The sequence below is a fragment of the Streptomyces sp. NPDC003379 genome, from assembly GCF_053589195.1.
Genome location: NZ_JBSFRK010000041.1, coordinates 13335 through 36106, shown reverse-complemented (window position 1 = coordinate 36106; position 22772 = coordinate 13335). Strand labels below are relative to the sequence as shown.

The following is a 22772-nucleotide window of genomic DNA, read 5'->3' as shown; positions in this document are numbered from 1 at the left end:
AGTCCGCCCGCTCAGGGCTCCGTCCAACGGCACAGCAGCCGGAACGCCGCGTACAGCGTCACCGGCCACACCACGGCGAACGCCCAGATGACCCCGGGCTCGGAGGTCCTGATGCCGGTCACCATGAGCCCGACGGACACCGCGAGCAGCAGGGCGACAGCGCACGCGTGCGACGGGCGGGCGACCGGGCGGGACGCGGACGGCCGGCGCCCGCGCCGGCTCAGCCTGCGCAGCCGCCGCGCCAGACGACGGTCGCGCCGCAGACCTCGCTCTATCTGGTGCAGGATGCGCTGCTCATGTTCGGGGAGCCGGCTGATCGACACGGTCACTCCTCTGCGGGCCGCCGGGACTCGCGTCCGGGTGCCCGGCCGTCCAGGGAGCTAACGCGAAACGGACCGCACCGCCCTACTCATGGGGGTTGTTCGTGCCGCGGAAGCGGCCGAACGCCTTCGTGAGGGCGCTCAGCGGCGAGCCGTCCGCCTTGGCCGGCCCCGGCGCGGCCGACCGGGGCACACCGTCGCCACCGCTCGTCTCGGCCAGCGCGGCCATCGCCGCCTCGGCCGCCTCCTGGTACAGGTCACGCGATTTCGTCATGGCGTCGAGCGCCTCGGCGTACTTGGTGACCATGCCCTGGGCGTGGACCAGCTCCTCGTCCGGGGTGAGCAGGTGCCAGCCGTGGCGCAACCGCGTCAGGGCCCGCTCGGCGTCGGCCCGCAGCGGGTGCGGCAGCGCGGCGAACTCCCTGATCCTGTCGATCAGCTCGGTCGGTTCCGAACCGTCCAGGAAGACGCTGCGCACCGTGAAACGCTCCGCGTGGTCGTCCACACCCTGCTCCGCCGTGGGCAGCACGACGGCGCCGCCGCGCGGCATCCGCACGCCGAGCTCCCGCTTCATCGCGAAGTCGGCGATCTGTGCCTGCTCGGGTGTGCCCCGGTGCTCGACGACCCGGTGCCACAGGCTCGGCGGCAGGAACGCCGAGACCGGCTGCTGCCCCCTCGCGTCCGGCGTCATCGCCTCGTGCACCACGACGTGGATGAACCAGCTCTGCCGGGTGCAGTCCCGCAGCCGGTGGCGCAGCTCGTCGTCGTCCTTCGGCAGGTGGTTGGTGATCCGCAGGCGGACGCCCGGCACCGTGTCGTGGTCCCAGGCGACACGGTCGCTGTCGGGCCAGAACATCGTGGCGGGCGAGGGCCAGTGCGCGTCCCACGCCCGTTCCGCCTCGGCGGCGAGGACCCAGGTGACACCCTCGCCCTCCTTGCGGCGGGCCTCGGGTTCGTACGTGGTCAGCTGTGCCCGCACCGTCACGTCGTCGGCCACGCGCCAGCGGGCCTCGAAGAGACGGCGGGCGGAGGGGCCCGGGGCGGCGGACTCGTCACGCGGGTGCAGGACGGTGGAGCGGGCCGCCTCGACGGGGTCGAGGTCCAGGAAGTCGTCGAGCACCCCGGCCGCCTTGAGGGCGATCAGGTTGCGCCGGACGTCCTGCTCGGGCTCGGGCCCGAGGTGGCGCCCGCGCCCCAGCCACGCGGTGTCGGGGACGGTGGTCGAGGAGGTGCTGTTCTTGGCCATGGAGTCGTTCTGTGAGTGATCGGGACTCGACCAGTATGGTCATTCGGCCTGGTAATGGAAGTGGTACAGCGTTTCGACGTCCGGCGGGGGCCGGCCTGGGCGGCTGCCATCGACGGATGGCAGCGGCTCGGACATGACCGGCCCGTCCATCGTCGTCCAGTCGCCGACACCGGCCGTGCGGGAAGCCGCAGGCCCACCGCCCGGGCCGGGGTGAACAGCACCCCGTCCGGAGAAACGCCCCGGAGCCGACTCGCCCTCCTCCTCGTTCTCCTCGATGTACTGGTGCTCCACACCGCCGCACAGCCGCCACAGAGCGGCCGCCTCCGCGGGCAGTCCGTGCCCGAGGTACCGCGTCAGACGGCCCTCGGCGGTGGCGATCTCAGCTGCTGCCATGCGTGGGTGACCCGCTCGCGAGGAAAGACGTGTGCCCGAACACCTCCAGGACGACGAGGCCGTGCAGGCGGCCCCACGCGCTCAGGAGGAGCGTGGTCGCGGGAGCGGGCATGTCCCCCAGCCCGTCCTGTGGCAGCTGTTCCAGATGCGCCCGGAGTGAGGGTGAGAGCGCGGGAGTCTCGGCCGCGGCGAGTTGTTCCGCGGTGAACCCGTCGAACATCTCGCGTTCGAAGATGGCGCTCATCCGCCACATGGCGTGCGTGGTCGGGCCTTCGGAGGGTGCCGCGTAGTCCCTCAGCGGCGTTCCGTAGAGGAGCCGGAAGCGCTCGGGGTGGGCGATGGCCCATCGGCAGTAGCCCTCGGCCGCGACCACCAGGCGCGGCAGGGCCGAACCGTCCGGCGCGGTGTCGACGGCGGCGCGTACGGGGCGTCCTCGTCCCCGCCGCGATGCGGCTGCTCGGCCGCTCCGCCTGGTACGCGCCCGGCTTCCTGCGGAAGTTCCACCGCCGGTTCGTTCGGTCTCGGCGAAGGCGGCCCGGCCCCGGAGCAGGCCCAGGCCCGACGCCAAGGCGAGAGCCAGGCTGTTTGATCATGCGTCACGTCGCAAAAAAAGACACCCGCGTTCAACCTCTTGCGCCGCCGTCGGCTCCTCTGCCACATTCGCCCCAGCCGAAAATGGCATGCACGCGCCAGGACAACCCGCCTTCTGTGCGCGTGCTCTCGCTGCATACCTATGCGGCCTCGTCCTGATCAAGGACGTCCATCCCCACATAATGGAGACGCACGTGCGAATATCCAGACTTGTCCCCGCACTCGCGGCCGTCGCCATGACCGTTCTGGGGCTCGCTCCCACAGCGGCGGCCCAGGCCCCGACGAGCGCGAACACGGCCGCGCCCACCGTGGCGGCCGACAACGGGCCCCAGCCGATCATCGGCGGTGGCTACGCCGGCAACGCGCCCTGGGCGGCCCGGCTCTTCTCCAACGGCCGCCAGACCTGCAGCGCCACGATCATCGCCCCGACCTGGATCCTGACCGCGAAGCACTGCGTGAGCGGCGGCGGGCTCTCGTTCCGCATCGGCAGCCTCGACCAGACGTCCGGCGGCACCACGGCCAACGGCGTCAGCGTCCACAACCACGCGGGCTCGGACCTGTCCCTGGTCAGGCTCGACCGCTCCGTGTCGGCGACCTACTCGCGTCTCGGCGCCCCGGGCTCCGTGTCGGTCAACCAGACCGTGCAGGTGTACGGCTGGGGAGCGACTTCCCAGTGCGGCTCCGAGATCAACTGCCAGTCCCGGCTCCTGAAGGTCGCCAACGTCGTGGTGACCGGCGGCTGCCGCGACGCCTACCAGGGCCAGGCCATCTGCGCCCGGCGCGGCGACGGCATCACCGCGGGCGGCGACTCGGGCGGCCCGATGATGGCCAACGGCGTGCAGGTCGGCGTCGCCTCCACCAGTGACCGCCAGACCACGACCGCGTACACGAACGTGACGGCGTACCGGTCCTGGATCCAGAGCATCGCGGGCGTCTGAGAGGGCGTCTGAGAAGGCGTCTGAGAAGGCGTCAGAGAGGGCGTCTGAGAGAGCGCGTACTCGCCGGGTCCGGTCACCGACGAGTACGCGCGCTTTCTGTGGGGGCGAGGGCGGACAGCGCGCCGTCGGTGGCGAACAGCGCGCCCGGCAGGCAGATCCGCCGTACGACGGAGCAGGAGACGTCACCCTCGTTCCACTGCTCTCCCGATACGTCCGCCGCCATGGCGGTGTAGCCCCGCACCAGCACGTCGAGTTCCCTGATCCGGCCGCGGCGACCGGTTGCGCCGACATGTCCGGTGCGCGCCAAGCCCGCCGCGATGCCCGCGACGAGCCCGGAGAGGGCGGCCAGCACCTCGTAGTCCAGGGAGCGCGGATACACCTGTCCGACGGAGGCGAGGACGTCGCGGAAGCCGAGGTGGTCGGCGACGCGGCGCTCGACGCGGGCCAGCGCCTTACGGTCGCCGCCCAGCAGGTCGAGCATGTCCTGGGCGGTGCCGACGGCGCCTTTGACGCCCCGCAGGGGGTACCGCTCGGCCACCGCGCGCAACGAGGCGGCTGCGGTGGTCACTCGGGACCCGGGGGCGTCGGCGTGGGGATCGGTGTGAGGGTCGGTGTGCGGATCGGTGCTCGCGTCCTCGGCGATCCGGTCCGCCGCCGCGGTGGCACGGCGGTGGAGATGTTCCATCGACAGCCTGACGCGCACCTGGGTGACGTTGTCGGTGATGTCGCAGGAGGTCAGGCCCTTGTGTATGTGCTGGTGACCCGCGAGGGCGTTGAACTCCTCGATACGGGCCTTGAGGTCGTGGCGGGTGACGCGCTCCCGGGCGGTGATGGAGGCCAGGTCCACGTGGTCCAGCACCCGTTCGTAGTCCGCGAGCACGGCCGGTGCCACGCGTACGCCCTCAGCCGCCTGGGCGCGCAGCACCGCCAGCCACAGGCGTCGCTCCAGGACCACCTGTCGCTCGGGGGACCAGAGCGCCCGCAGGTCCGGTGAGGCGCACTGCTCGGCGAGGACGTCGGGGACGTCAGGTTTCGTGGTGGCCGCGGGGCGGGGGCAGATAGCCGCTGGAGCGGTAGAAGTCGAGGTAGCGGTCGAGGAGCGCGGTGTCGGTGGGTGGGCAGTGCAGTCCGGTGCCGCGCAGGGCGCGGTCGATGTTGCGGCGACCGAGGCTCGGGAAGACGCCATCGAGGTACATCTCCTTGACGCTGATGTCCGACTGGTTGCTGCGGTCGACGCAGAGGGAGACGAACGGGGCCGTCGGGCTGCTGGGGTTCTGTGCCACGTGCTTCACCAGCTCCCGCACCCACGCGACGTAGCCGAGGTCGCGGATGCGGTATCCCGCGGCGCGCATGCGGGCCAGCATGTCGGTGAGGCGTGCGGGGCTCGGATTGGTGAGGTGGTAGGTGCGGCCGTCGGCGGGTTCGTGGGTGGCCAGGTGCAGAACGGCGTCGGCGAGGTGGTCGACCGGTACGAAGTCCAGCGGGAGCGGGATGTCGGGAGCCAGGCCCGTCTCCGCGACGACCCGGAACAGCGAGCTGATGGCCGTCTCGGTGTTGCAGATGCCGGTGTGCTGCTCGCCGGTGACCTCGTACGGCCGGTAGACCGCGACGGGCAGACCGGACGCGGCCGCTTCCTTCAGCATCCGCTCGGCCACCCACTTGCTCTCCGCGTACCCCATGGTCAGGTGATCGGCGTGGTCGAGCGGGGTGTCCTCGTCCACGTGCCGCACCCCGGCGGTGCCGAATCCGGCAAGGACCGCGACGGTGGACAGGAAGTGCACGGGCACCCGGCGGCCCGCGGCAAGCCGCAGCACCTCGCGCGTCCCCTCGACGTTGGCAGGCCGTAAAGAGGCGTAGGGATAGAGGAAGTTGACGTGTGCGCCGCCGTGGATCACGAGGTCGACGGAGTCCGCCAGCTCGCCGAACACTTCCTCGGAGAGGCCGAGACGCGGCCGGGTCAGATCGGCGGGGAAACAGGACAGGCGTGCTTGTTCCGGGGCCGGGGACAGTCCGTATCGGGCGAGGTTGGCGTGCACGCGGTGGCGCGCGTGGGCCTCGTCCCGCGCTCGTACGGGGCACAGCAGGTGCGCGCCTGTACCGCGCAGGAACCGGTCGAGGAGGAAGGCACCGACGAATCCGCTGGCGCCGGTCAGCAGCACGCGCCCGGGGCGGCGCCAGTCGGGCACGCGGCCGCGCCGGGGCGGCAGCCGCAGCCCGAGGCACGCCTCGTGGGCGAAGTCGACGGCGTGAAGGGCACGGTCGGTGGTCTGTTCGGCGCCTCCCGCCTGCGCCACCGCTCGGGCGTACGCCTCAAGGGTCGGCGCCCGCAGCAGACTGCGCACCAGGAACGTGCCGTGGGCGGCGTCCAGGTGCAGGACGCTCATCGTCCTGGTGGTGACCTCGGCGATGAGCAGGGAGTCGCCACCCAGGTCGAAGAAGCTGTCGGTCGGCTGCGGCCGGACCCGCAGGGCGCGCTCCCAGATGTCCGCCAGGGCGATGAGCAGGGCCTGTTCGACCGGCGGGCGGTCGCGGTGGGAGGCCGCGGCATCAGGTCGGGCGTCGTCGGACACGGCGCCGTCGGCGGCGCTCTCGGCGCGGGCTGCCAGGGCCCGGCGGTCGATCTTGCCCGCGCCCGTCACGGGAAAGCGGTCCACGGCGTGGAGGTGACCGGGCACGGCGGGCGGCGGCAGCCACCGGGTCAGATACGCGCGTACGTGCGCCACCGGAACCGGCGAACCGGCACGCGCGGGCGTCACATGAGCGATGAGCCGGGCCCCGGGGCCCTCGCCCAGGACGTCCACGCAGGCCTCCCCCACCGCGGGGTGCGCGCGCAGGCGTGCCTCGACCTCGTCCAGTTCCACGCGGAAGCCACGCAGTTTGACCTGCCGGTCCCGGCGGCCGAGGTACTCCAGCGATCCGTCACCGCGCCAGCGGGCCCGGTCCCCCGTGACGTACAGGCGCTCGCCGGAACCGGAGGCGGCCTCGACGAAGCGCGCGGCGGTCAGCGCGGGATCGTTCCAGTAGCCGAGGGCGAGCCCGTCGCCGCCGACCAGCAGCTCGCCCTCCTCGCCGACGTCGGCGAGCGTGCCGTCGTCCCGGAGGACATGACACGTGGAGTTGGGAAAGGGACGGCCGATGGGGACAGCGCCTGTGCCGGGCGGCAGTTCACCCACGACGAACGCGCTGGACACGACGCTGTTCTCGGTGGGGCCGTAGAAGTTGACCAGCATGGTGTCGGGGCAGGCGGCCAGCAGCTGAGCGGCGAGCCGCGGGTCGAGCACCTCTCCGCCGGCCGAGACGAAGCGCAGCCCGCGCAGCGCCGAGGGCCGGTTGCGCACCACGTGGTGGAGCACTCCAGCGGTCAGGAACGCCACGCTCACGCGCTCGTCCCGCAACAGGCGTTCCAGCGCGCCGATCGACAGCAGCGTCTCGCGCTCCGCGACGACCAGGCACGCACCGGACAGGAGCGCCGACCAGATCTCGATGGTCGAGGCGTCGGAGGCGCAGCTGTAGGCGTGCAGCACGCGGTCATCGGCCGTGGGAGGGGCGAGCCAGGGGGCGGAGGCGGCGAGGCGCATGATGCCGCGGTGCGGGACGGCGACGGGTTTGGGCCTGCCCGTGGAGCCGGAGGTGAACATCACGTAGGCGCAGTCCGTCGCCGAGCCCGGTACGGTCCCGGCGGTCCCGGCCGGCCCGGGGCCCCGTCGGCTCCGGAGCCCTTCCGTGACCGGCCCGGGCAGGACCGTGCCCACGTCGACACAGGCGCCCAGGCGCCGGACGCGGCCCGTACTGCCCGGCAGGGACACGGCCACCCGGACGTCGGCGTCCTCGGCCATGGCCTGCAGGCGGGCGGGGGGCAGCTCGTCGTCCAGCGGCACGTAGGCCGCGCCGCACTTGAGCACGGCCAGGAACGCCACGAGCGCCTCGGGGCCACGGCCGCCGATGACGCCGACGTGGGTGCCTGGCCGGACGTCTGCGGCGAGCAGCCGCTCGGCGAGCAGGCCCGAGTGCCGGCTGAGGTCGCCGTAACTGAGCCCGCGGTTGCCGTGCCGGACCGCGGGTGCTCCGGGCGCCGCCGCCGCCACTTCCTCGAAGACCTCGTGGAGGCAGCGGTCCCGCGGATAGGGCGTCGCCGTGTCGTTCCACAGCGCCATCTCGTCCGGCCCGTCGGTGCGTGGTGTCGAGGCACCGGGCATGGTCGACTCCTTGGGTTCTAAGGGGTGAAAGCGGCCGCGAAGGAGGAGAAGTCCGCGGTACGCCAGCGCTCCGGCCGCACGCGAATGGTCGCGTCGGTCGAGAGCTGCTCCGCGGTGGCGGCCAGATAGGCGCGGGCGGTGTCGGGGTCGAGATAGCGGTGTGCCATCGCTTCCCGTTCGCCCGCGTCCACGACGTTCTCGTACGCGACGACGGGGCCTTCGACGCTGACGTATTTGTACGGTGCCGTTTCTCGTTGCACACAGATGACGAGTCGGCCTGCCGTTCGGACGAGGCCCGTCTTGGTCGAGTCCCGGCCGGTCAGGACGGTGATGTCGCCGCCGGGGCGGTAGGCGTACCAGACGGGTACGAGCAGAGGGCACCCGCCGTCGCCCGCGCTGACTCCCAGCACCCCGATGTGGACCCCGGCGAGGAATTCCTCTCGTTCCGTCGTGCTCATCGCAAGAGACATGCGTCGACAACTCCTGTTCCTGAAAAACGATTCCGTGGACGCCATTCGTCGAATACCCACGTCACGCACCGGGCCAATTCACTCGAAGGGGTGCCGTGGGAGTTATTTCATCGGCCACCGGCGTACTTTCACCGCCCCGGTGTGCTCAGGGAAGACTCGTGCGCCTCATGGCTTCCCTCGTACCCCCTCACCACCTGGGCCGGCGGGCCGACTCGGTTTGTCAGGGGGTACGTGAATGCAGACCTTTAGTGGGCGCGGCTGCCGCAGGCCGCGTATCTCCCCGCCGAACCAGGAGATGCCGCATGTCAGAGCGGAAAACAGCCCCGCATTCCCCGCGCCGGCCGCCCGATGACGGCCCGATTCCGGACCCGCCCGACCCGCGTGCCACGTGGCCCGCGCTGGCCGCCTCGCGTCAGGCCCGCCGCCGCGCCGCGCTGGATCCGCTCACCCGCGTGGCGGGCGCTCCTGGCGAGCGGCAGCACGTCACCTGGGTCGGGGACCTTCAGCAGGGCGACGGCGGGAAGGGCGCCATGACCGATCGGCTGGCTCCCTCGCACCAGGTGGTCGTGCGCGTCCAGGGTGGTGACAACGCGGGCCACACCACGGTCTTCAAGGACTCGCGGGGCCGCACGCACACCCTGAAGAGTCACTTGCTCCCCTCCGGCCTGCGCCATCCCGGCGTGCTGGGCGTGATCGCCAATGGAGTGATGGTCAACGCCGAGACTTTGGCCCGGGAGATCGGGTCGCTCTCGTCCCTGGTGCCGGGGCTGCGCGACCGGCTGGTGGTGAGCGACCGCGCCCATCTCGTCCTGCCGCTGCACCGCTTCGTCGACGCCCGTCAGGAGAGCGGCGACGGGCGCTGCACCGAGGTCATCGGCACCACACGGCGCGGTATCGGACCGGCGAACGTCAGCAAGGCCAACCGCATCGGCGTCCGCGTCGGCGATCTGCGCGCCCCGGAACTGCTGCGGCGCAGAGTCGAGCAGAACGTCCGCTTCTTCGGACTGCCCGATGACCACGCGTCCACGGACCTCATCTGGCTCGACAAGTACCGCGAGCTGCTGCTGTCACTGGCGGCGGACACGGTGACGCTGCTCGGCTCCGCCGCCGAGGCCGGGTACTCCGTCCTGATGGAGGGCGCCCAGGGTCCCGTACTCGACATCGATCACGGGACCTATCCGTACGTGACGACCTCACCCACCGCCTTCCACTCCGTGAGCAGCGGTACCGGCCTGGACGGCTCCCTGGTGAGTCACAGGATCGGCGTGCTGAAGGCGTACCAGACCATGGTGGGCAACGGGCCCTTCGTCACGGAGGACCACGGTGAACTCGGCGAACGGCTCCGCCGGGCCGGGGAGGAGGTCGGCACCACCACGGGCCGCTCCCGGCGCTGCGGCTGGCTCGACCTGTCCCACGCCCGGTGGGCCGCGGGGCTCAACCGCTACACCAGCGTGGTGGTGACGAAACTCGACGTCCTGGACGACTTCGACCGCATCGGCGTCTGCGTGCGCTATGCGTCGCCGCACGGTGAGTACGGCGAGTTCTTCCCCGCCAACGACTACCTGAGCACGTGCACTCCCCGGTACTGCTGGTTCCCCGGCTGGAAACGTCCCACCCGGGGCGTGACCCGCTACCGCGACCTGCCGCCGGAGGCACGCGACTTCCTCGCCTACATCGCCGACTTCCTCGGTGTGGAGGTGGCGGCGGCGAGCACCGGTCCCGCCGACCACGAACTGCTGGTCGCCCCCGACTCACGGCTCACCGGTCTGCTGCGCCGCTCTCCGGAGACGGATTCCGAGGGGCTGGTGGCGCCATGACCCCGAGGGAAGCGGACGAATCGCGGAGTCTGTGTGTGTTCACCGGCGCCAGTGCGGGGGTGAGTGAGGAGCACATCTCCATCGCCCGGCGCCTGGGGAACGCCTGTGCCCGACGCGGTATCCGGGTCGTGTACGGGGCCGGGGGCGTCGGCATGATGGGCGCGCTCTCCGACGCGGTCCTGGCCGCGGGCGGCAGCATCACCGGCGTGATCCCGCGGGCTCTGCTGGACCGCGAGTACGGCCGACGCGACCTGACCGACCTGCGGATCGTCGGCTCGATGCATGAACGCAAGGCCCTCATGCACACGTTGAGCGACGCCTTCCTCGCTCTGCCGGGCGGGTACGGAACGCTGGAGGAGCTGTTCGAGATCACCGCCTGGGCGCAGCTGCGCCTCCACCGCAAACCCGTCGTCCTCCTCGACGACCGCCGCTTCTTCGCGCCGCTCAGCCGCATGCTGGACCACGCCCGTGACGAGGGTTTCCTCACCCCGGCCGACCGCCGTCTCGTCCAGTACGCCGACTCGGTCGAGGACGCTCTCGACCGGGCCGCCCGACCGGTCCCTGCGGCCACGGACGAGCCCCCCGCCATCACCGCGGCGCAGACCTGAAGGAGCGCTGGATGCCCGACGAGAGCACGCCGCCCCGCTACCCCTTCTCCTTCCGAGGAGACCGACTCGCACCGGAACTGCACGACGCGGTGCGCGACTGTCCGATCAGCCGGGTACGCACGAACACCGGGACCGACGCGTGGCTCGTCACCGGCTACGAGCAGGTGAGGACCGTGCTCCGGGACCGCCGCTTCAGCCTCTCCCTCACCTCCGACCCGTCGATGCCCAGGCAGGACCCCCTGATTCCGCCTCTCGCGGTCACGGACATCCGTACGCACTGCGAGCGTGCCGGGCTCCTCAAGGACCTCTATCAGGGGGTGGGCCCGCACCAGCAGTATCTGACGCCTCGACACGTACGCGAAGAGGCCCACGCCCTGGCGCGCGCGTTCCTCGCCGGGGAGCAGCCCGGCGACCTCGTCAAGGGCTTCATCATGCCGCTCTCACGCGCGCTCACCCTGCGGTTGCTGGGGTTGCGTGACGACGGCTGTCCCGACGACGACACGCTGTTCACGATCTTCCGCACCGGATCCGAAAGCCACCTGGAGGTGCCGCGGTGCTGGGACGTGGCGCAGGAGTGGATGCTCGGACAGCTGCCCCGGCTGCGGGCCGAGGGCGGCGGGCTGCTGGGGCGGCTGCTCGCGCTCAGCGACGCCTCCGCGGTGCTGGGCGAGGAGGACGTGGCGCACCTCTTCGTCTTCCTGCTCATCTCGGAATTCGGCAACCCCGCGACCTTTCTCGGCGCCGCGACAGTGGGCCTGATGCGGCATCCGGAGCTGATGGACCGGCTGCGTGAGCACCCCGAACTGATGCCGCGAGCCGTCGATGAGCTGCTGCGCTGGGTGGTTTTCCTCGGCGACGGCCTGCCGCGCAACGCCCGCGAGGACGTGCTGCTCGACGGCGTCCTGATCCGGCGGGGCGACCTGGTCCTGGTCTCCACGGACGCCGCCAACTACGACCCGCGTGTCTTTCCCGACCCCGAGCGGCTGGACATCGACCGTGCCGTGTCCGCCCCGCATCTGCGTTTCAGTGACGGCCACCATCGCTGCCCCGGCGGCGCCGTCAGCCGTATGCAGGCCACGGAGACGCTGCGCGCGCTCCTGGCGGAGGCGGAGGGGCTGCGGCCGGCGGTGGACGCCGACGACATCGAGTGGCACCGCTACTACGCCGTCACCCTGCCCGTCGCCGTACCCGTGCGCTGGACAGCGCCCGCCGCCGACGCCGACGCGGTGCCGTAACCGCTCACGCTGTCGCGCCGTGCGGCTTCCGCTCTTCTTGCGCGCACTTGGGGCAGCTCGGGTTGTGGCAGGGGCCCGACTTCCACAGGGGAACGTAAACCCCCATCGTCTTGTGCCGCGCGATCTGCGCGGACACCGGCTGGTTGCAGGCGGGGCAGACATGTCCGGTCTGCGCTGTCGTCGCACGCTCAGTTCTGGCCATATACAAAGATTAAGCTACTTTGCCCGAAAATGGGCTGAATATTGCACTTTCGGAGCTGCCGGTGAGGTAGGAGTCGGCGTTCACGGACGCCGGACGCTCAGCACGACGGACGCCGCGAGGACCGCGACGATGACAGCGAGGCTGACCGGCGACGGAATCTCCGGGATGCTGCTGCTGATCATCTTGTGTGATGCCTGAAGGATCAGCTTCACGGCGATGAAGGAGAGGATCAGCGCGAGACCCTTGCTCAGGTAGCGGAACCGGTCCAGCAGGCCGGCGAGCAGAAAGTACAGGGCGCGCAGTCCGAGGATGGCGAACGCGTTGCTGGTGTAGACGATGAAGGCGTCGTCGCTCACCGCGAGCACGGCGGGCACACTGTCCACGGCGAAGATCAGATCGGCCGCCTCGACCGCGGCGACGACCGCGAGCAGCGGGGTGGCGACCCGCTTCCCGGCCTCCTTGACGAAGAACCTCATCCCGGCGTACTCGTCCCGGACGGGAATGATCTTGCGCAGCAGCCGTACGGCGATGCTCTTGCCCGGGTCGAAGCTGTCCTCCTCCTCCTTGAGGATCTTGTAGGTGCTGTAGAAGAGGACGGCCGCGAAGGCGAACAGCACCGCGGTGAACCGGCTGACGACAGCGACTCCGGCGGCCAGGAAGACGCCTCGGAACACCAGCGCGCCCATGACGCCGAAGAACAGCACGCGGTGCTGGTAGGCGCGCGGCACCTTGAAGTAGGCGAAGATCAGCGCGAAGACGAACAGGTTGTCGACCGACAGGCTCTTCTCCAGCAGCCACGCGGTCGTGTACTCCACCCCCGGCGTCACACCCAGGACCAGGAAGACGACCGCCCCGAAGACAAGGGCGAGTCCGACCCAGACCCCGCTCCAGGCGGCGGCCTCCTTGAAGCCGATGACGTGTGCCTCCCTGTGCGCGAGAAGGTCCACGGCCAGCGCCACGACCACGGTGACGGCGAACGCGATCCACAACCAGAACGGCACATCCAGCACGGGAGCCCCCTCCCACGGACGGGGGTGAAAGCCTGCCTCTGTAAAAAGTCTGGCCCAACGGGTCCCGCTTGTCGCCCGCGCCCCCGCGCATGTCGCCCGCGTCCCCCCGCGCAGGGATGGCACGGCTCAGCCGTGGGTACCCGCCGCGCGTCGGCGCGCTCACCGGGACGCGCCCCGAGCGAGAAGACCAACCACCATGACCATGACCGCCGGAAAATCACTGTGGGCCGCCGCCGGACTCGCCGCCGGGGCCGCCGTCGTCGCGCGACGTCACAAGGCGCGCCCGGCGGATCCGGCCGCCGCGGACCGATGGCTGACGGTGACGATCAATCTGGGACCGGCCGACGTGCAGGCCGACAAGCTGCCGTCGCCGCTGCGGGAGTACGGCGAACGGATCGAGACCCGGACCAGCCCCGCGCCGGGGGATCGCGGAACGGAGCTGGCCGTGCGCTTCGCAGCGCCACAGTCGAAGATCACGCGGTCCGTGCCCGCACGGCTCGCCGGTGCGGACCCGCGCCAGGATCTGCGCCGCGCCCTGCGCGAGGCCAAGGCGCTCCTGGAGACGGGTGAGGTCATGCGGCCCGACGCGCCTCCCACCACACGCAAGACGCCCGGTGGAAAACTCGTCGGCTTGCTGAGCCGGCGCGCGGGCGGGGAGGGAGTGCTGTGAAGGCTCTCTGCTGGGAAGGCGTCAACAAGCTCGGCGTCGAGCAGGTGCCCGACCCCGTCCTGCGCAACGAGCAGGACGTGATCGTACGGCTCCTCGCGGGCACCACCTGCGGCTCCGACCTGCATCTCATCGGCGGATACATCCCCTTCATGCGGTCCGGGGACGTCATCGGTCACGAGTTCCTCGGCGAGGTCGTCGAAGTGGGAGCCGGTGTGCGCCGGCACTCCGTCGGCGACCGCGTGGTGGTCTCGTCCTTCGTCGGCTGCGGCCGCTGCTGGTACTGCGCCAACGACCTGTGGTCCCTGTGCGACAACACGAACACCAACCCCGGCATCGGCCAGGCCCTCTTCGGCGCCGACACCGGCGGCATCTTCGGCTACTCGCACGCCATGGGCGGGCTGCGCGGCAGCCACGCCGAGTACGTACGCGTGCCCTTCGCCGACCACGGCGCCTTCCCCGTCCCCGAGGGCATCGACGACACGAGCGCGCTGTTCGTGTCCGACTCCGTGCCGACGGGCTGGATGGGCGCCGACCTGGCGGGTGTGCAGCCCGGTGACGTGGTCGCCGTGTGGGGATGCGGGGCGGTCGGCCAGATGGCGGCGCGCGCCGCGATCCTGCTGGGCGCGGAGCGTGTGATCTCCATCGACCGGATCCCGGAGCGGCTGGAGATGACGGAGCGGCACATCGGCAGCGAGGTCATCGACTACACGAGCACCGATGTCGGAGCCGAGCTGCGGGAACGCACCGGTGGCCGTGGCCCCGACGTGTGCATCGAGGCGGTCGGCATGGAGGCGCACAGCGACAGCCCGGTCGACCTCTACGACCGGGCGAAGCAGCAGCTGCGGCTCCAGACGGACCGCCCCACCGCCGTGCGGCAGGCCATCCACGCCTGCCGCAAGGCCGGTTCCGTCTTCGTCCTCGGAGTGTTCGCGGGGGCCGTCGACAAGTTCCCCCTGGGCGCCGTGATCAACAAGGGCCTGACCGTACGGGGCGCCCAGCAGCACGGGCAGCGCTACATCCCGATGCTGCTGGAGCGCATGGCGGCGGGCGAGCTGAGCACGTCCCATCTGGCGACCCACAGCGTCTCACTGGACGAGGCGCCGCGGGCGTACGAGATGTTCAAGGAGAAGGAGGACGGCTGCGTACGCGCTGTCATCCGGCCGACGTGAGCAGCGCGCGGTCACTTCGTCGCGCACAAGGCGTCGTCGATGAGCCGGTCGGTACGGTCGTCACGGTCATCGGCGGCGATGCTGGTGGAGCGCATCACGATGACTCCCCTCTTGCCCTTGTCGACGAAGCCGTTGGTGTTCAGATGGCCGAGGGTGGTCCCGCCGTGGCCCCAGTAGGCGCCTCCGCAGCTGAGCCGCGTCCGGAAGACGCCGAGCCCCATTTCCTGGACCACCTTGCTGGCCTCGTCGGGGGCGGGCACCGTCTTGAACATCTGTGCCATCTGCTTCCGCTCCAGCAGCTTGCCGCCGAGGAGGCCCTGCCAGAAGCGCGTGAGGTCGTTCGAGGTGGTGATGAGGTCGCCCGCCGAGCCGCCCCACGTCATGTTCACCTCGGTGCTGTCGACCAGTCGGCCCCCCGGCTTGAACTGCTGGTACGCCTTGGCGTGCGGCTGGGGAAGGCCGGTGCGCCCGCCCGGCGAGAAGGTGTGCTTGAGGCCGAGGGGTTCGATGATCCGGGTGCGGACCTCGTCGCTCCAGTGATGGCCCGTCGCCTTCTCGATGATCATTCCGGCCAGTATGTAACCGGTGTTGGAGTAGCTCCATCCTTCGCCGGGCTCGAAGAGGGGCCGGTTCCGCAGGGCCAGGTCGACCAGGCCCCGCGGCTCGTAGTGGTCGAAGCGGTGCTTCTGGAACTCCTCCTCGTCGGTGATGGGCAGGCTGTCGTCGTAGTCGGGCAGGCCGCTGGTGTGCTGCAGCAACTGCCGTACGGTGATCCGCCTGCCGTCGTTGCCGTTGGCCTCGACCACTCCGGGCAGCCATCGGTCGACGGTGTCGTCGAGGCGTATGCGCCCTTCGCCGACCAGTTGCAGCACCACGGTGGAGACCAAGGTCTTGGTATTGCTGCCCATGCGGAAGTAGCCCTGGCGCGGGACCGGCCGGTCGGTGCCGAGTTCGGCGGTGCCGCTGCTCACGGAGCTGCGGTGCTTTCCGTTCACCAACGTGCCCTGGGCGCCCACCACTCCGTCCTCGCGGACGATGCCGTCCAGGTCTCGCTGGAGGTCCGCCCGGCCGTAACCGGCCTTGTGGGTGCCGGAGTCGGCCCATGCGGTGGAGAGCGGCATCGCCAGGGTCGCCGTGACGGCGAGCGCCGTCACCGCGCCCAGGGCGACTCTGCGGACGCCCTTGGCGTCACGTGTGGTGGAGTTTCGCGGCTGCGTCATGGTGGTTGCCTCACATCGCCGGAAGGCGTACGACAGCACCCGACATCCCTGCGGTGGCGGGGTGTCGGGTTGTCGAACGGGTGGCCGGCAGTACGCCCGCCCCAAGATCATTGACCCATGGGAGCACAGCGGCGGGCCATGGAGGCACCCCCCTGACGGAAGGTACGGAGAACCCCACCACAGCGGGGGTGCGCCTATGACTTTGGTCAAAGCACTGGCCGACCTCCAGATCTGCTCGCGGCTGAGCATGAAGCACCGGCTCGGGATCTCGCGCCAGGCGGTCTCCCAGCACCTCGCCGTGCCGGAGGCCGCCGGGCTCGTCGAGACCAGGCGGGAAGGCCGCTACAAGTTCCATGATGTGAACAGGGCCCCGCCCCGGCGGATCACCGAGCGATGGCCTCGTGACCGACCCGCCCGACGCATCGGAGAGCACCCTATGAAGATCCATCTGACCAGCGTCTTCGTCGACGACCAGGCCGAGGCCCTGCGCTTCTACACCGAGATCCTCGGCTTCGTGAAGAAGCACGACGTCCCGGTGGGCGAGAAGGACCGGTGGCTGACCGTCGTCTCGCCCGACGAGCCCGGCGGCGTCGAACTCCTCCTGGAGCCCGCGGCCCACCCGGCCGTCAAGCCGTACCGCGACACACTCGTCGAGGACGGCATCCCGCTCGCACAGTTCGCCGTCGAGGACGTGCACGCGGAGTACGAGCGGCTGCGCGGCCTCGGTGTCCGCTTCACCCAGGAGCCCCTGGAGATGGGCCCGGTCACCACCGCCGTCTTCGACGACACCTGCGGCAACCTGATCCAGCTCGCGACCGAGCCCCAGTAGGCGGCCGGCAGGCACTTCACAGCCAGTGCCGCAGCAGGAGCTTGGGTGTGCTGTGGACCAGCCAGGCGCCGGCCAGCCCGATCACGGCGCCGACGGCCACGTCGGTGGGGTAGTGCGCGCCGGAGTGCACCCGCTCGACCGCGACCGCCGCCGCGGGGACCGCGCAGACAGCGCCCCAGCCGGGGCTGGTCGCGGCCACGGCGGCGGTGAAGCCGACGGCTGCCGCGGTGTGCCCGGAAGGGAACGAGGAGCTGTCCGGGCGATCCTTGACATCGTCATGAGGGATCAGCTCCTCGGGCGGCCTGCGTCGTTCGTAGAGCTGCTTGCACACCGTGTTGGAGACCAGCCCCGCGACGCCCATGCCGGCCAGTCCCGCGACCGCGGCCTTCCGTTCCCGGTAGCCGCCGGTGGCGGACATGATCGCCGCGGCGGCCCACCACAGTTTGGTGCGTTCGGCCGCCGACTCCACCGCGGGCAGTACGTGGCGCGTCAGGGGCGAGGTCCAGTGGGCCATGCGACGGGTGAGCCGCCGGTCGCCTTCTTTGAGGTCCGTCAAGCCGATCATGTGTGGCAGTTTCCCCCTCCCGGCCCTGTCATGCCTGGCGTGCTTGGCGTGCCTGTCATGCCTGGGGTGCCCGTCATGCCTGCCGTGCCGATGGGTTCAGTCGAGACGGCGGCGGTCTTCTTCGGTCCATTTGGCGGTGTCGCGCGGTTCGACGTACGGCTCGTCGGTCTCGGGGTGGCCACCCTCCATGGCCCGCTGGCGGGCCATCTCCGCGTCGAACTCCAGGCCGAGCAGGATCGCGAGGTTGGTGAGCCACAGCCACACCAGGAAGACGACGACGCCGGCCAGGGTGCCGTAGGTCTTGTTGTAGGAGGCGAAGTTCGCCACGTACAACGCGAAGCCGACCGAGGCGATCATCCACAGCAGCAGCGCGAGGAAGCTGCCGGGGGTCACCCACTTGAAGCCGCGGCCCCGGGCGTTGGGCGAGGCCCAGTACAGGATCGCGATCATGATGACGACGAGCAGGACGAGGACGGGCCATTTGGCGATCGACCACACCGTCATGGCCGTGTCGCCGACTCCCAGCGCCGAGCCTGCCCGCTGGGCCAGGGGGCCGGTGAACACCACGATCAGCGCGCTGACGACCGTGAGGACCATCAGGACCACCGTCAGGCCCAGGCGCAGGGGCAGCACCTTCCACGCGGGCCTGCCCTCGGGCATGTCGTAGACGGCGTTCGAGGTGCGGATGAACGCCGCGATGTAGCCGGAGGCCGACCACACGGCCAGCACCAGACCCACGACGGCCATGATCGAGCCGGTGCCGCCCTTGCCCTGCAGCTGCTGCACAGCGTTGGAGATGATGTCCCGGCCAGGGCCGGGAGCGAGGTCGCGCAGGTTGTCCATCACCTGCTGGGTGGCGGACTCGCCCGCGATACCGAGCAGGGACACCAGCACCAGCAGAGCCGGGAAGAGGGAGAGGATGCCGTAATACGTCAGGGCCGCGGCCCGGTCGGCGAGCTCGTCGTCCTTGAACTCCTTCACTGTGCGCTTCAGCACCGCGCGCCACGACCTCTTCGGCAGGGAAGTCGGCTCTTCGGGCGCGCCGTGAGGGTCAGGTGATTCCGGTGTCCGTGCCATGCCGGATGGGTAACCGATCACGCCGGGATGGAAACAGCGACGCATACGGTGCGGTCTGCAGGGCACACGGGGCTGTACGTTCTGCACAGTTTCAGACAGGAGGAGATGTCATGTCGTTCCTGTGGGCCATCATCGCGGGGCTCATCATCGGTCTGCTGGCCAAGCTGGTGCTGCCCGGCCGTCAGCCCATCCCCCTGTGGATGACGGTTCTCCTGGGTATTGTCGGCGCCGTCGCCGGCAACGCGCTCGCCAGCGGCTTCGGCGTACGCGACACCGGTGGCATCGACTGGATCAGGCACATCTTCCAGATCGGCGTCGCCGCCGTCCTCATCTCTCTGGTCACTCCCTTGTGGGCCCGACGACACGCCTGACTCCGCCCAAGGCGCACCGCTCCCCGACGCGAGGTCGGCCCGCAGGTGATCCGGACTCCCCGGATGCTTCCTGCGGGCCGACTTTCACCGTGCGTGGAGCGCCCACTTGCTGCCATCGACGTACGCCGTTCCGGGCAGCGCGATGAGTTCGGGCTTGAACAGCGGCGGCGCGCCCATCGCGGGCTCCCAGGTCGCCAGCTTCTCGTCCTGCGGGACCTCGATCCGCCTGTCCTCGGCGAGGTCGCCGACCACCTTCAACAGCAACCGCACACCGAGCGGGGCCAGGTGGTCGCGCCACAGGCTCTGCGCGGTCGAGCCCGGGGGCACGAACAGGTGCTCCTGGGCGGCGAGCGGGCCGCCGTCGGTGCGCTCGGTGAGGTGGTAGACGCTGCCGCCCGTCACCTTGTCACCGTCGCGGATCGTCCAGCGGATCGCGTCCCGGCCGCGGTGCAGCGGCAGCAGGCTCGGGTGATAGCCGATGGTGGCGACGGCGGCCCTGGCACGCGTCCGGCGGCCGAGGAAGGCGTGCGAATGCGCGGCGACGATGATGTCCACGCCGTCCGGGACATGCATCGCGCGCAGCTCGGCCGAGTCGGTCCACGGAATGCTCCTGGGGTAGGCCCAGGAGCGCAGGCGGTCCCAGGACAGCGCGTTGCTCTCGTCGGACTGCCCCTTGCGCAGCCGGGGTGCGGCCACACCGACGATCCGGTGTCCTTCGTCGAGCAGCGCCTCCGCAACCTGTACCGCGAATGCCCCTTGCCCTGAAATATAGATATTCATCACTCAGCCGATCTCTTTCAGTCCGGAGTGATCGGGACGGAACCGCACCGGCATCGTGGAGAACCCGGTCAGGAAGTTGGACCGGATGCGCAGCGCCTCGTCGGTCCGTTCAAAGCCGGTGGTGAAGTCCCGCAGGGCCATGAGCAGTTCGGAGATCTCCACCTTGGCCAGGTACGAGCCGACGCAGAAGTGCGGGCCATAGCCGAAGGCCATGTGTTTGTTGGGGGTACGGCCGAGGTCGAACTCCCCGGGCCGGTCGAAGGTACGTTCGTCCCGGTTGCCGGAGGCGTGCCAGAGCGTGACGATCTCGCCCGGCCGCAGCCGTACGCCGTGCAGTTCGGTCTCCTTGATGGCACTGCGCCCGAAGTGCATCGTGGGTGACGCCCAGCGCAGCACCTCGTCCACGGCGGTGTCGATCCCCACCTCACCGTGCTTGAGCCGACGCCACTGCTCCGGCCGGTCCGCGAGCGTGCCGACGCAGTCGATCATCGTGAGCCGGCTGGTCTCGTCGCCGCCGATGATCAGGCTGTAGCAGTTGAGCACGATGTCCTCGTCGGACAGCGGCACACCGTCGATGGAGCTGCCGATCAGCATGCTGATCACGTCGTCGCCCGGCGACTCCCGCCGCTCCTCGACGATGTCCATGAAGTACATCAGGATCTCGTTGCGGGCCATCTCGGAGTCGACCCCGTCGACGTCCTCGTCGACGTCCTCGTCGACGCCCGCGCCGTCGGTCGACAGCGCGGTCTTGGTCTGGGCGAGAAGGAAGTCCCGGTCCTGTTCGGGCACGCCGAGCAGGTTCGAGATCGTGGTCATCGGGATCCGGCTGGCGATCTGTTCGGCGAAGTCGCAGCCGCCGGACCCGACCGCCTCGCGGAGCAGCTCCCGGGTGTTGGTCCGTACCGTCCGCGCGACCTCGTCGAGCACCCTCGGCGAGAGCACCCGCTGAAGGATCTTGCGCAGCTCGTGGTGCCGGTGCCCGTCGGTGACGGCCAGCATCCGGCCCGCACCGGCGTCACCGCCGCCGAGCAGCGTGACGAGCACGTTGCCCCGCTCGGACGTGAAGTTCACGTTGTCCCGGTAGGTGGCCATGATGTCGTCGTAGCGGGAGAGCACCCAGAACCCGCGGCGGCCGTCGGCCGGAGGGTTCCAGTACACCGGGGCGGTGTCCCGCAGGGTGCGCCAGAAGTCGTCGAGGTCGTGGTCGGCGAAGGTGTTCGGGTCGCCCAGGTCCACGGTGTCCAGTGCCGGTGTGCTCACGGTCACCAGTCCGTACGCCAGAACCGGCGCGGCTGGAACGGATAGGTGGGCAGTGGCACGCGGTGGCTGGTCTCCCCCTGGTGCAGGGAGGCGAAGTCCACCTGCTGGCCGTTCACCCAGGCGGCGGCCAGATCGGACAGTGCCTGTGGGTCCTGTCCGGAGTGCACGATCCCGTTGTCGTTGCGGTGGAAGGAGCCCAGGTCCACCCGCGGGGCGTTGCCGGTCGTGGCGGCCGGGCCGCGGGTGGTGTCGGCGGACAGCGCCTCGATCAGCTCCGCGCGGCTGCGGACCACGGCCGCCCACCGGCGGTCCATCACCTTGCGGCCCATGGTGAGGCTGAAGCAGATGTCGTCCAGGCGCAGGCCGGGGTTGGCGACCAGCCACTCCTTCAGCCTCCCGCGCTGACGCGCCAGCGCTTCGTCGTCCAGGGCGGAGAGCGTGGCGAGGCGTGGCCTGCCGACGGCCTCGGGGGCACGCTCGGCGACGGCCGGCGCCTCCTCGAGAACGAGGTGCGCGTTGTAGCCACCGCCGCCGAGCGAGGTGACGCCCGCACGGCGGATTCCGGACTCCGGCTCCCAGTCCGCCGATTCCAGCTGCGGCACGAACGGGGTGCTGGGGAGGTCGAGGTCCTGGTTGACCTCCGTCAGGTTGATCGTCGCCGCGAGCTTCTTGTGGTGCAGGGCCAGCACGGTCTTCATCGCGCCGAAGCCGCCCGACACCACACCGCCGTGGCCCACGTTGCCCTTGACCCCGCCGATCGAGGTGGTGCCGGTCTGCTTGCCGAACGCCATGCTCGCCGCGTGCACCTCCAGCTCGTCGGTCATCGGCATGCCGAGACCGTTGGCCTCGTACATGGACACGGTGTCCGGGGTGACGCCGGCGACCTCCATGGCGTTGGCGATGCACGCGCTCAGCCGCTCGGGCTGGGCCAGGCCGTAGGCCATCGCGCTGACACCGTTGTTGTTGATGGCCGTGCCCTTGACGACGGCGTAGATGTGGTCGCGGTCGGCGACGGCCTGTGCCACCGGCTTCAGCAGCACCGTGACGACACCGCTGGACAGCGCGGTGCCGGTGCCGTTGGCGTCGAAGGGGCGGCAGTGGCCGTCCTTGGACAGGATGCGGTTCTCCTCCCACAGATGACCGCGGGGGTGCGGCAGCCGGACCATGGCGCCACCGGCGACCGCCATGTCGGTCTGGCCCAGCAGCAGCGACTGGCAGGCGAGGTGCACCGCGTAGTGGAAGCCGGCGCAGACCGCGGCGACGGTGACGGCCTCGCCGGTCAGGCCCATGTAGTACAGCGCGTTGGACGTCATGGTGTCCGGCGACCACGCCAGGCTCGCCTCGATCGCCTCGGGGCCGACCGACACCCGGTCCGGCGGGGAGCTGTAGAGCGCGGCGGTCTGCGGGTTGTTGGCGCCGTACATGCCTATCTCGGCCGTGACCCGGTCCGGGTCGTAGCCGCCGTCCTCAAGTGTCTCCCACGCGCTCTCCAGGAACAGCCGGTTCTCCGGGGTCATGGCGGCCGCCATGCGGTCGCTGATGCCGAACACCGACGGGTCGAACTTGTCGTACGTGTCGAGGACGCCGCAGGCCCGCACGTAGGACGGGCTGTGGATCAGGGTCTCGTCGACGTGGATGTCGTCCTTGGCGAGGAACGACACGGACTCCCTGCCGTGCACGAGGTTGTCCCAGAACTGTTCCTTGGTCCTGGCGCCGGGCGCGCGGAGGGACATGCCGATGACGGCCACATCGCCCGGGTCGTAGTCCTGCTCGGGGCTTTCGGTCATGGGAAGGCTCCTGCTTCG

General features: G+C 70.5%; 22 protein-coding genes. 8 read left to right on the top strand and 14 right to left on the bottom strand.

The genetic code is table 11. The features are described from left to right. Positions 1 to 11: 11 nt before the first annotated feature. The 4 genes from ACWDVB_RS31270 to ACWDVB_RS31255 form a co-directional block, all read right to left on the bottom strand. Complete coding sequence (locus tag ACWDVB_RS31270; protein ID WP_451519224.1) at positions 12 to 323, bottom strand: DUF3040 domain-containing protein; 312 nt, start codon at positions 321 to 323, stop codon at positions 12 to 14. An 82-nt stretch (positions 324 to 405) separates the two neighbouring features. Next, positions 406 to 1566 (bottom strand): hypothetical protein, encoded by a 1161-nt coding sequence (locus tag ACWDVB_RS31265; protein ID WP_451519225.1) that lies wholly within the window; start codon positions 1564 to 1566, stop codon positions 406 to 408. Positions 1567 to 1605: 39 nt separating this feature from the next. Further along, positions 1606 to 1959, bottom strand: coding sequence for a hypothetical protein (locus ACWDVB_RS31260; protein WP_451519226.1), 354 nt, complete (start codon positions 1957 to 1959; stop codon positions 1606 to 1608). After that, the gene (locus ACWDVB_RS31255; RefSeq protein ID WP_451519227.1) at positions 1946 to 2527 is read right to left on the bottom strand and encodes a TetR-like C-terminal domain-containing protein; all 582 of its coding nucleotides are present in this window, start codon (positions 2525 to 2527) and stop codon (positions 1946 to 1948) included. The genes ACWDVB_RS31260 and ACWDVB_RS31255 overlap by 14 nt, the downstream gene beginning before the upstream one ends. Positions 2528 to 2744: 217 nt before the next feature. Between ACWDVB_RS31255 and ACWDVB_RS31250 the strand changes: the two genes are divergently transcribed. Continuing rightward, positions 2745 to 3488, top strand: a complete 744-nt coding sequence (locus ACWDVB_RS31250; RefSeq protein WP_451519228.1) for a S1 family peptidase — start codon at positions 2745 to 2747, stop codon at positions 3486 to 3488. A gap of 73 nt (positions 3489 to 3561) precedes the next feature. Here the strand turns inward: ACWDVB_RS31250 and ACWDVB_RS31245 are convergent, their stop codons facing one another. The 3 genes from ACWDVB_RS31245 to ACWDVB_RS31235 all read right to left on the bottom strand — a co-directional run bounded on the left by ACWDVB_RS31245 (position 3562) and on the right by ACWDVB_RS31235 (position 8154). Continuing rightward, positions 3562 to 4443, bottom strand: coding sequence for an adenylosuccinate lyase (locus ACWDVB_RS31245; RefSeq protein WP_451519229.1), 882 nt, complete (start codon positions 4441 to 4443; stop codon positions 3562 to 3564). 70 nt (positions 4444 to 4513) lie between these two features. Then, positions 4514 to 7684: an amino acid adenylation domain-containing protein gene (locus ACWDVB_RS31240; protein WP_451519230.1), complete on the bottom strand. Its 3171-nt coding sequence runs from the start codon at positions 7682 to 7684 to the stop codon at positions 4514 to 4516. Positions 7685 to 7701: 17 nt separating this feature from the next. Next, positions 7702 to 8154 carry a pyridoxamine 5'-phosphate oxidase family protein gene (locus tag ACWDVB_RS31235; RefSeq protein WP_451519231.1) on the bottom strand — a complete coding sequence of 151 codons (453 nt, stop codon included), beginning with the start codon at positions 8152 to 8154 and terminating at the stop codon, positions 7702 to 7704. Between the two features lie 302 nt (positions 8155 to 8456). On the opposite strand from ACWDVB_RS31235, the gene ACWDVB_RS31230 reads away from it, so the two are divergent. From ACWDVB_RS31230 to ACWDVB_RS31220, 3 genes are read left to right on the top strand one after another with little or no spacing between them, the layout of a single operon-like run. Then, complete coding sequence (locus ACWDVB_RS31230; protein WP_451519232.1) at positions 8457 to 9971, top strand: adenylosuccinate synthetase; 1515 nt, start codon at positions 8457 to 8459, stop codon at positions 9969 to 9971. Beyond that, entirely contained in the window at positions 9968 to 10579 is a 612-nt protein-coding gene (locus ACWDVB_RS31225; RefSeq protein WP_451519233.1) for an LOG family protein, read from the top strand. Before ACWDVB_RS31230 ends, ACWDVB_RS31225 begins: the two co-directional genes overlap by 4 nt. Positions 10580 to 10590: 11 nt before the next feature. After that, entirely contained in the window at positions 10591 to 11814 is a 1224-nt protein-coding gene (locus ACWDVB_RS31220; protein ID WP_451519234.1) for a cytochrome P450, read from the top strand. A gap of 282 nt (positions 11815 to 12096) precedes the next feature. Here the strand turns inward: ACWDVB_RS31220 and ACWDVB_RS31215 are convergent, their stop codons facing one another. Further along, the gene (locus ACWDVB_RS31215; protein WP_451519235.1) at positions 12097 to 13026 is read right to left on the bottom strand and encodes a TerC family protein; all 930 of its coding nucleotides are present in this window, start codon (positions 13024 to 13026) and stop codon (positions 12097 to 12099) included. Between the two features lie 196 nt (positions 13027 to 13222). Here ACWDVB_RS31215 and ACWDVB_RS31210 point away from each other — a divergent pair, with 196 nt between their 5' ends. Continuing rightward, positions 13223 to 13696 (top strand): hypothetical protein, encoded by a 474-nt coding sequence (locus ACWDVB_RS31210; RefSeq protein WP_451519236.1) that lies wholly within the window; start codon positions 13223 to 13225, stop codon positions 13694 to 13696. Continuing rightward, positions 13693 to 14865, top strand: a complete 1173-nt coding sequence (locus ACWDVB_RS31205; protein ID WP_451612008.1) for a zinc-dependent alcohol dehydrogenase — start codon at positions 13693 to 13695, stop codon at positions 14863 to 14865. Before ACWDVB_RS31210 ends, ACWDVB_RS31205 begins: the two co-directional genes overlap by 4 nt. A gap of 11 nt (positions 14866 to 14876) precedes the next feature. On the opposite strand, the gene ACWDVB_RS31200 is transcribed toward ACWDVB_RS31205, so the two are convergent. Beyond that, entirely contained in the window at positions 14877 to 16085 is a 1209-nt protein-coding gene (locus tag ACWDVB_RS31200; protein WP_451519631.1) for a serine hydrolase domain-containing protein, read from the bottom strand. 436 nt (positions 16086 to 16521) lie between these two features. Between ACWDVB_RS31200 and ACWDVB_RS31195 the strand changes: the two genes are divergently transcribed. Then, positions 16522 to 16914, top strand: a complete 393-nt coding sequence (locus ACWDVB_RS31195) for a VOC family protein (protein ID WP_451519645.1) — start codon at positions 16522 to 16524, stop codon at positions 16912 to 16914. Between the two features lie 16 nt (positions 16915 to 16930). Here the strand turns inward: ACWDVB_RS31195 and ACWDVB_RS31190 are convergent, their stop codons facing one another. Together ACWDVB_RS31190 and ACWDVB_RS31185 are read right to left on the bottom strand one after the other, a co-directional pair. Further along, entirely contained in the window at positions 16931 to 17479 is a 549-nt protein-coding gene (locus tag ACWDVB_RS31190; RefSeq protein WP_451519632.1) for a phosphatase PAP2 family protein, read from the bottom strand. A gap of 96 nt (positions 17480 to 17575) precedes the next feature. After that, entirely contained in the window at positions 17576 to 18556 is a 981-nt protein-coding gene (locus tag ACWDVB_RS31185) for a YihY/virulence factor BrkB family protein (RefSeq protein WP_451519633.1), read from the bottom strand. Positions 18557 to 18666: 110 nt separating this feature from the next. Between ACWDVB_RS31185 and ACWDVB_RS31180 the strand changes: the two genes are divergently transcribed. After that, positions 18667 to 18927 carry a GlsB/YeaQ/YmgE family stress response membrane protein gene (locus tag ACWDVB_RS31180; RefSeq protein WP_451519634.1) on the top strand — a complete coding sequence of 87 codons (261 nt, stop codon included), beginning with the start codon at positions 18667 to 18669 and terminating at the stop codon, positions 18925 to 18927. Positions 18928 to 19011: 84 nt separating this feature from the next. Here the strand turns inward: ACWDVB_RS31180 and ACWDVB_RS31175 are convergent, their stop codons facing one another. From ACWDVB_RS31175 to ACWDVB_RS31165, 3 genes are read right to left on the bottom strand one after another with little or no spacing between them, the layout of a single operon-like run. Further along, positions 19012 to 19707: a formyltransferase family protein gene (locus ACWDVB_RS31175; RefSeq protein WP_451519635.1), complete on the bottom strand. Its 696-nt coding sequence runs from the start codon at positions 19705 to 19707 to the stop codon at positions 19012 to 19014. A gap of 3 nt (positions 19708 to 19710) precedes the next feature. Next, the gene (locus ACWDVB_RS31170) at positions 19711 to 20973 is read right to left on the bottom strand and encodes a cytochrome P450 (protein ID WP_451519636.1); all 1263 of its coding nucleotides are present in this window, start codon (positions 20971 to 20973) and stop codon (positions 19711 to 19713) included. Next, entirely contained in the window at positions 20970 to 22754 is a 1785-nt protein-coding gene (locus tag ACWDVB_RS31165; RefSeq protein WP_451519637.1) for a beta-ketoacyl synthase N-terminal-like domain-containing protein, read from the bottom strand. Before ACWDVB_RS31165 ends, ACWDVB_RS31170 begins: the two co-directional genes overlap by 4 nt. Positions 22755 to 22772 lie beyond the last annotated feature (18 nt).

Coding starts and splice junctions, on each gene's coding strand:
- ACWDVB_RS31265 (WP_451519225.1), bottom strand. CDS start 1,566: ATGGCCAAGAACAGCACCTCCTCGACCACCGTCCCCGACACCGCGTGG.
- ACWDVB_RS31260 (WP_451519226.1), bottom strand. CDS start 1,959: ATGGCAGCAGCTGAGATCGCCACCGCCGAGGGCCGTCTGACGCGGTAC.
- ACWDVB_RS31240 (WP_451519230.1), bottom strand. CDS start 7,684: ATGCCCGGTGCCTCGACACCACGCACCGACGGGCCGGACGAGATGGCG.
- ACWDVB_RS31235 (WP_451519231.1), bottom strand. CDS start 8,154: ATGTCTCTTGCGATGAGCACGACGGAACGAGAGGAATTCCTCGCCGGG.
- ACWDVB_RS31230 (WP_451519232.1), top strand. CDS start 8,457: ATGTCAGAGCGGAAAACAGCCCCGCATTCCCCGCGCCGGCCGCCCGAT.
- ACWDVB_RS31225 (WP_451519233.1), top strand. CDS start 9,968: ATGACCCCGAGGGAAGCGGACGAATCGCGGAGTCTGTGTGTGTTCACC.
- ACWDVB_RS31220 (WP_451519234.1), top strand. CDS start 10,591: ATGCCCGACGAGAGCACGCCGCCCCGCTACCCCTTCTCCTTCCGAGGA.
- ACWDVB_RS31210 (WP_451519236.1), top strand. CDS start 13,223: ATGACCATGACCGCCGGAAAATCACTGTGGGCCGCCGCCGGACTCGCC.
- ACWDVB_RS31200 (WP_451519631.1), bottom strand. CDS start 16,085: ATGACGCAGCCGCGAAACTCCACCACACGTGACGCCAAGGGCGTCCGC.
- ACWDVB_RS31195 (WP_451519645.1), top strand. CDS start 16,522: ATGAAGATCCATCTGACCAGCGTCTTCGTCGACGACCAGGCCGAGGCC.
- ACWDVB_RS31190 (WP_451519632.1), bottom strand. CDS start 17,479: ATGATCGGCTTGACGGACCTCAAAGAAGGCGACCGGCGGCTCACCCGT.
- ACWDVB_RS31185 (WP_451519633.1), bottom strand. CDS start 18,556: ATGGCACGGACACCGGAATCACCTGACCCTCACGGCGCGCCCGAAGAG.
- ACWDVB_RS31180 (WP_451519634.1), top strand. CDS start 18,667: ATGTCGTTCCTGTGGGCCATCATCGCGGGGCTCATCATCGGTCTGCTG.
- ACWDVB_RS31175 (WP_451519635.1), bottom strand. CDS start 19,707: ATGAATATCTATATTTCAGGGCAAGGGGCATTCGCGGTACAGGTTGCG.
- ACWDVB_RS31165 (WP_451519637.1), bottom strand. CDS start 22,754: ATGACCGAAAGCCCCGAGCAGGACTACGACCCGGGCGATGTGGCCGTC.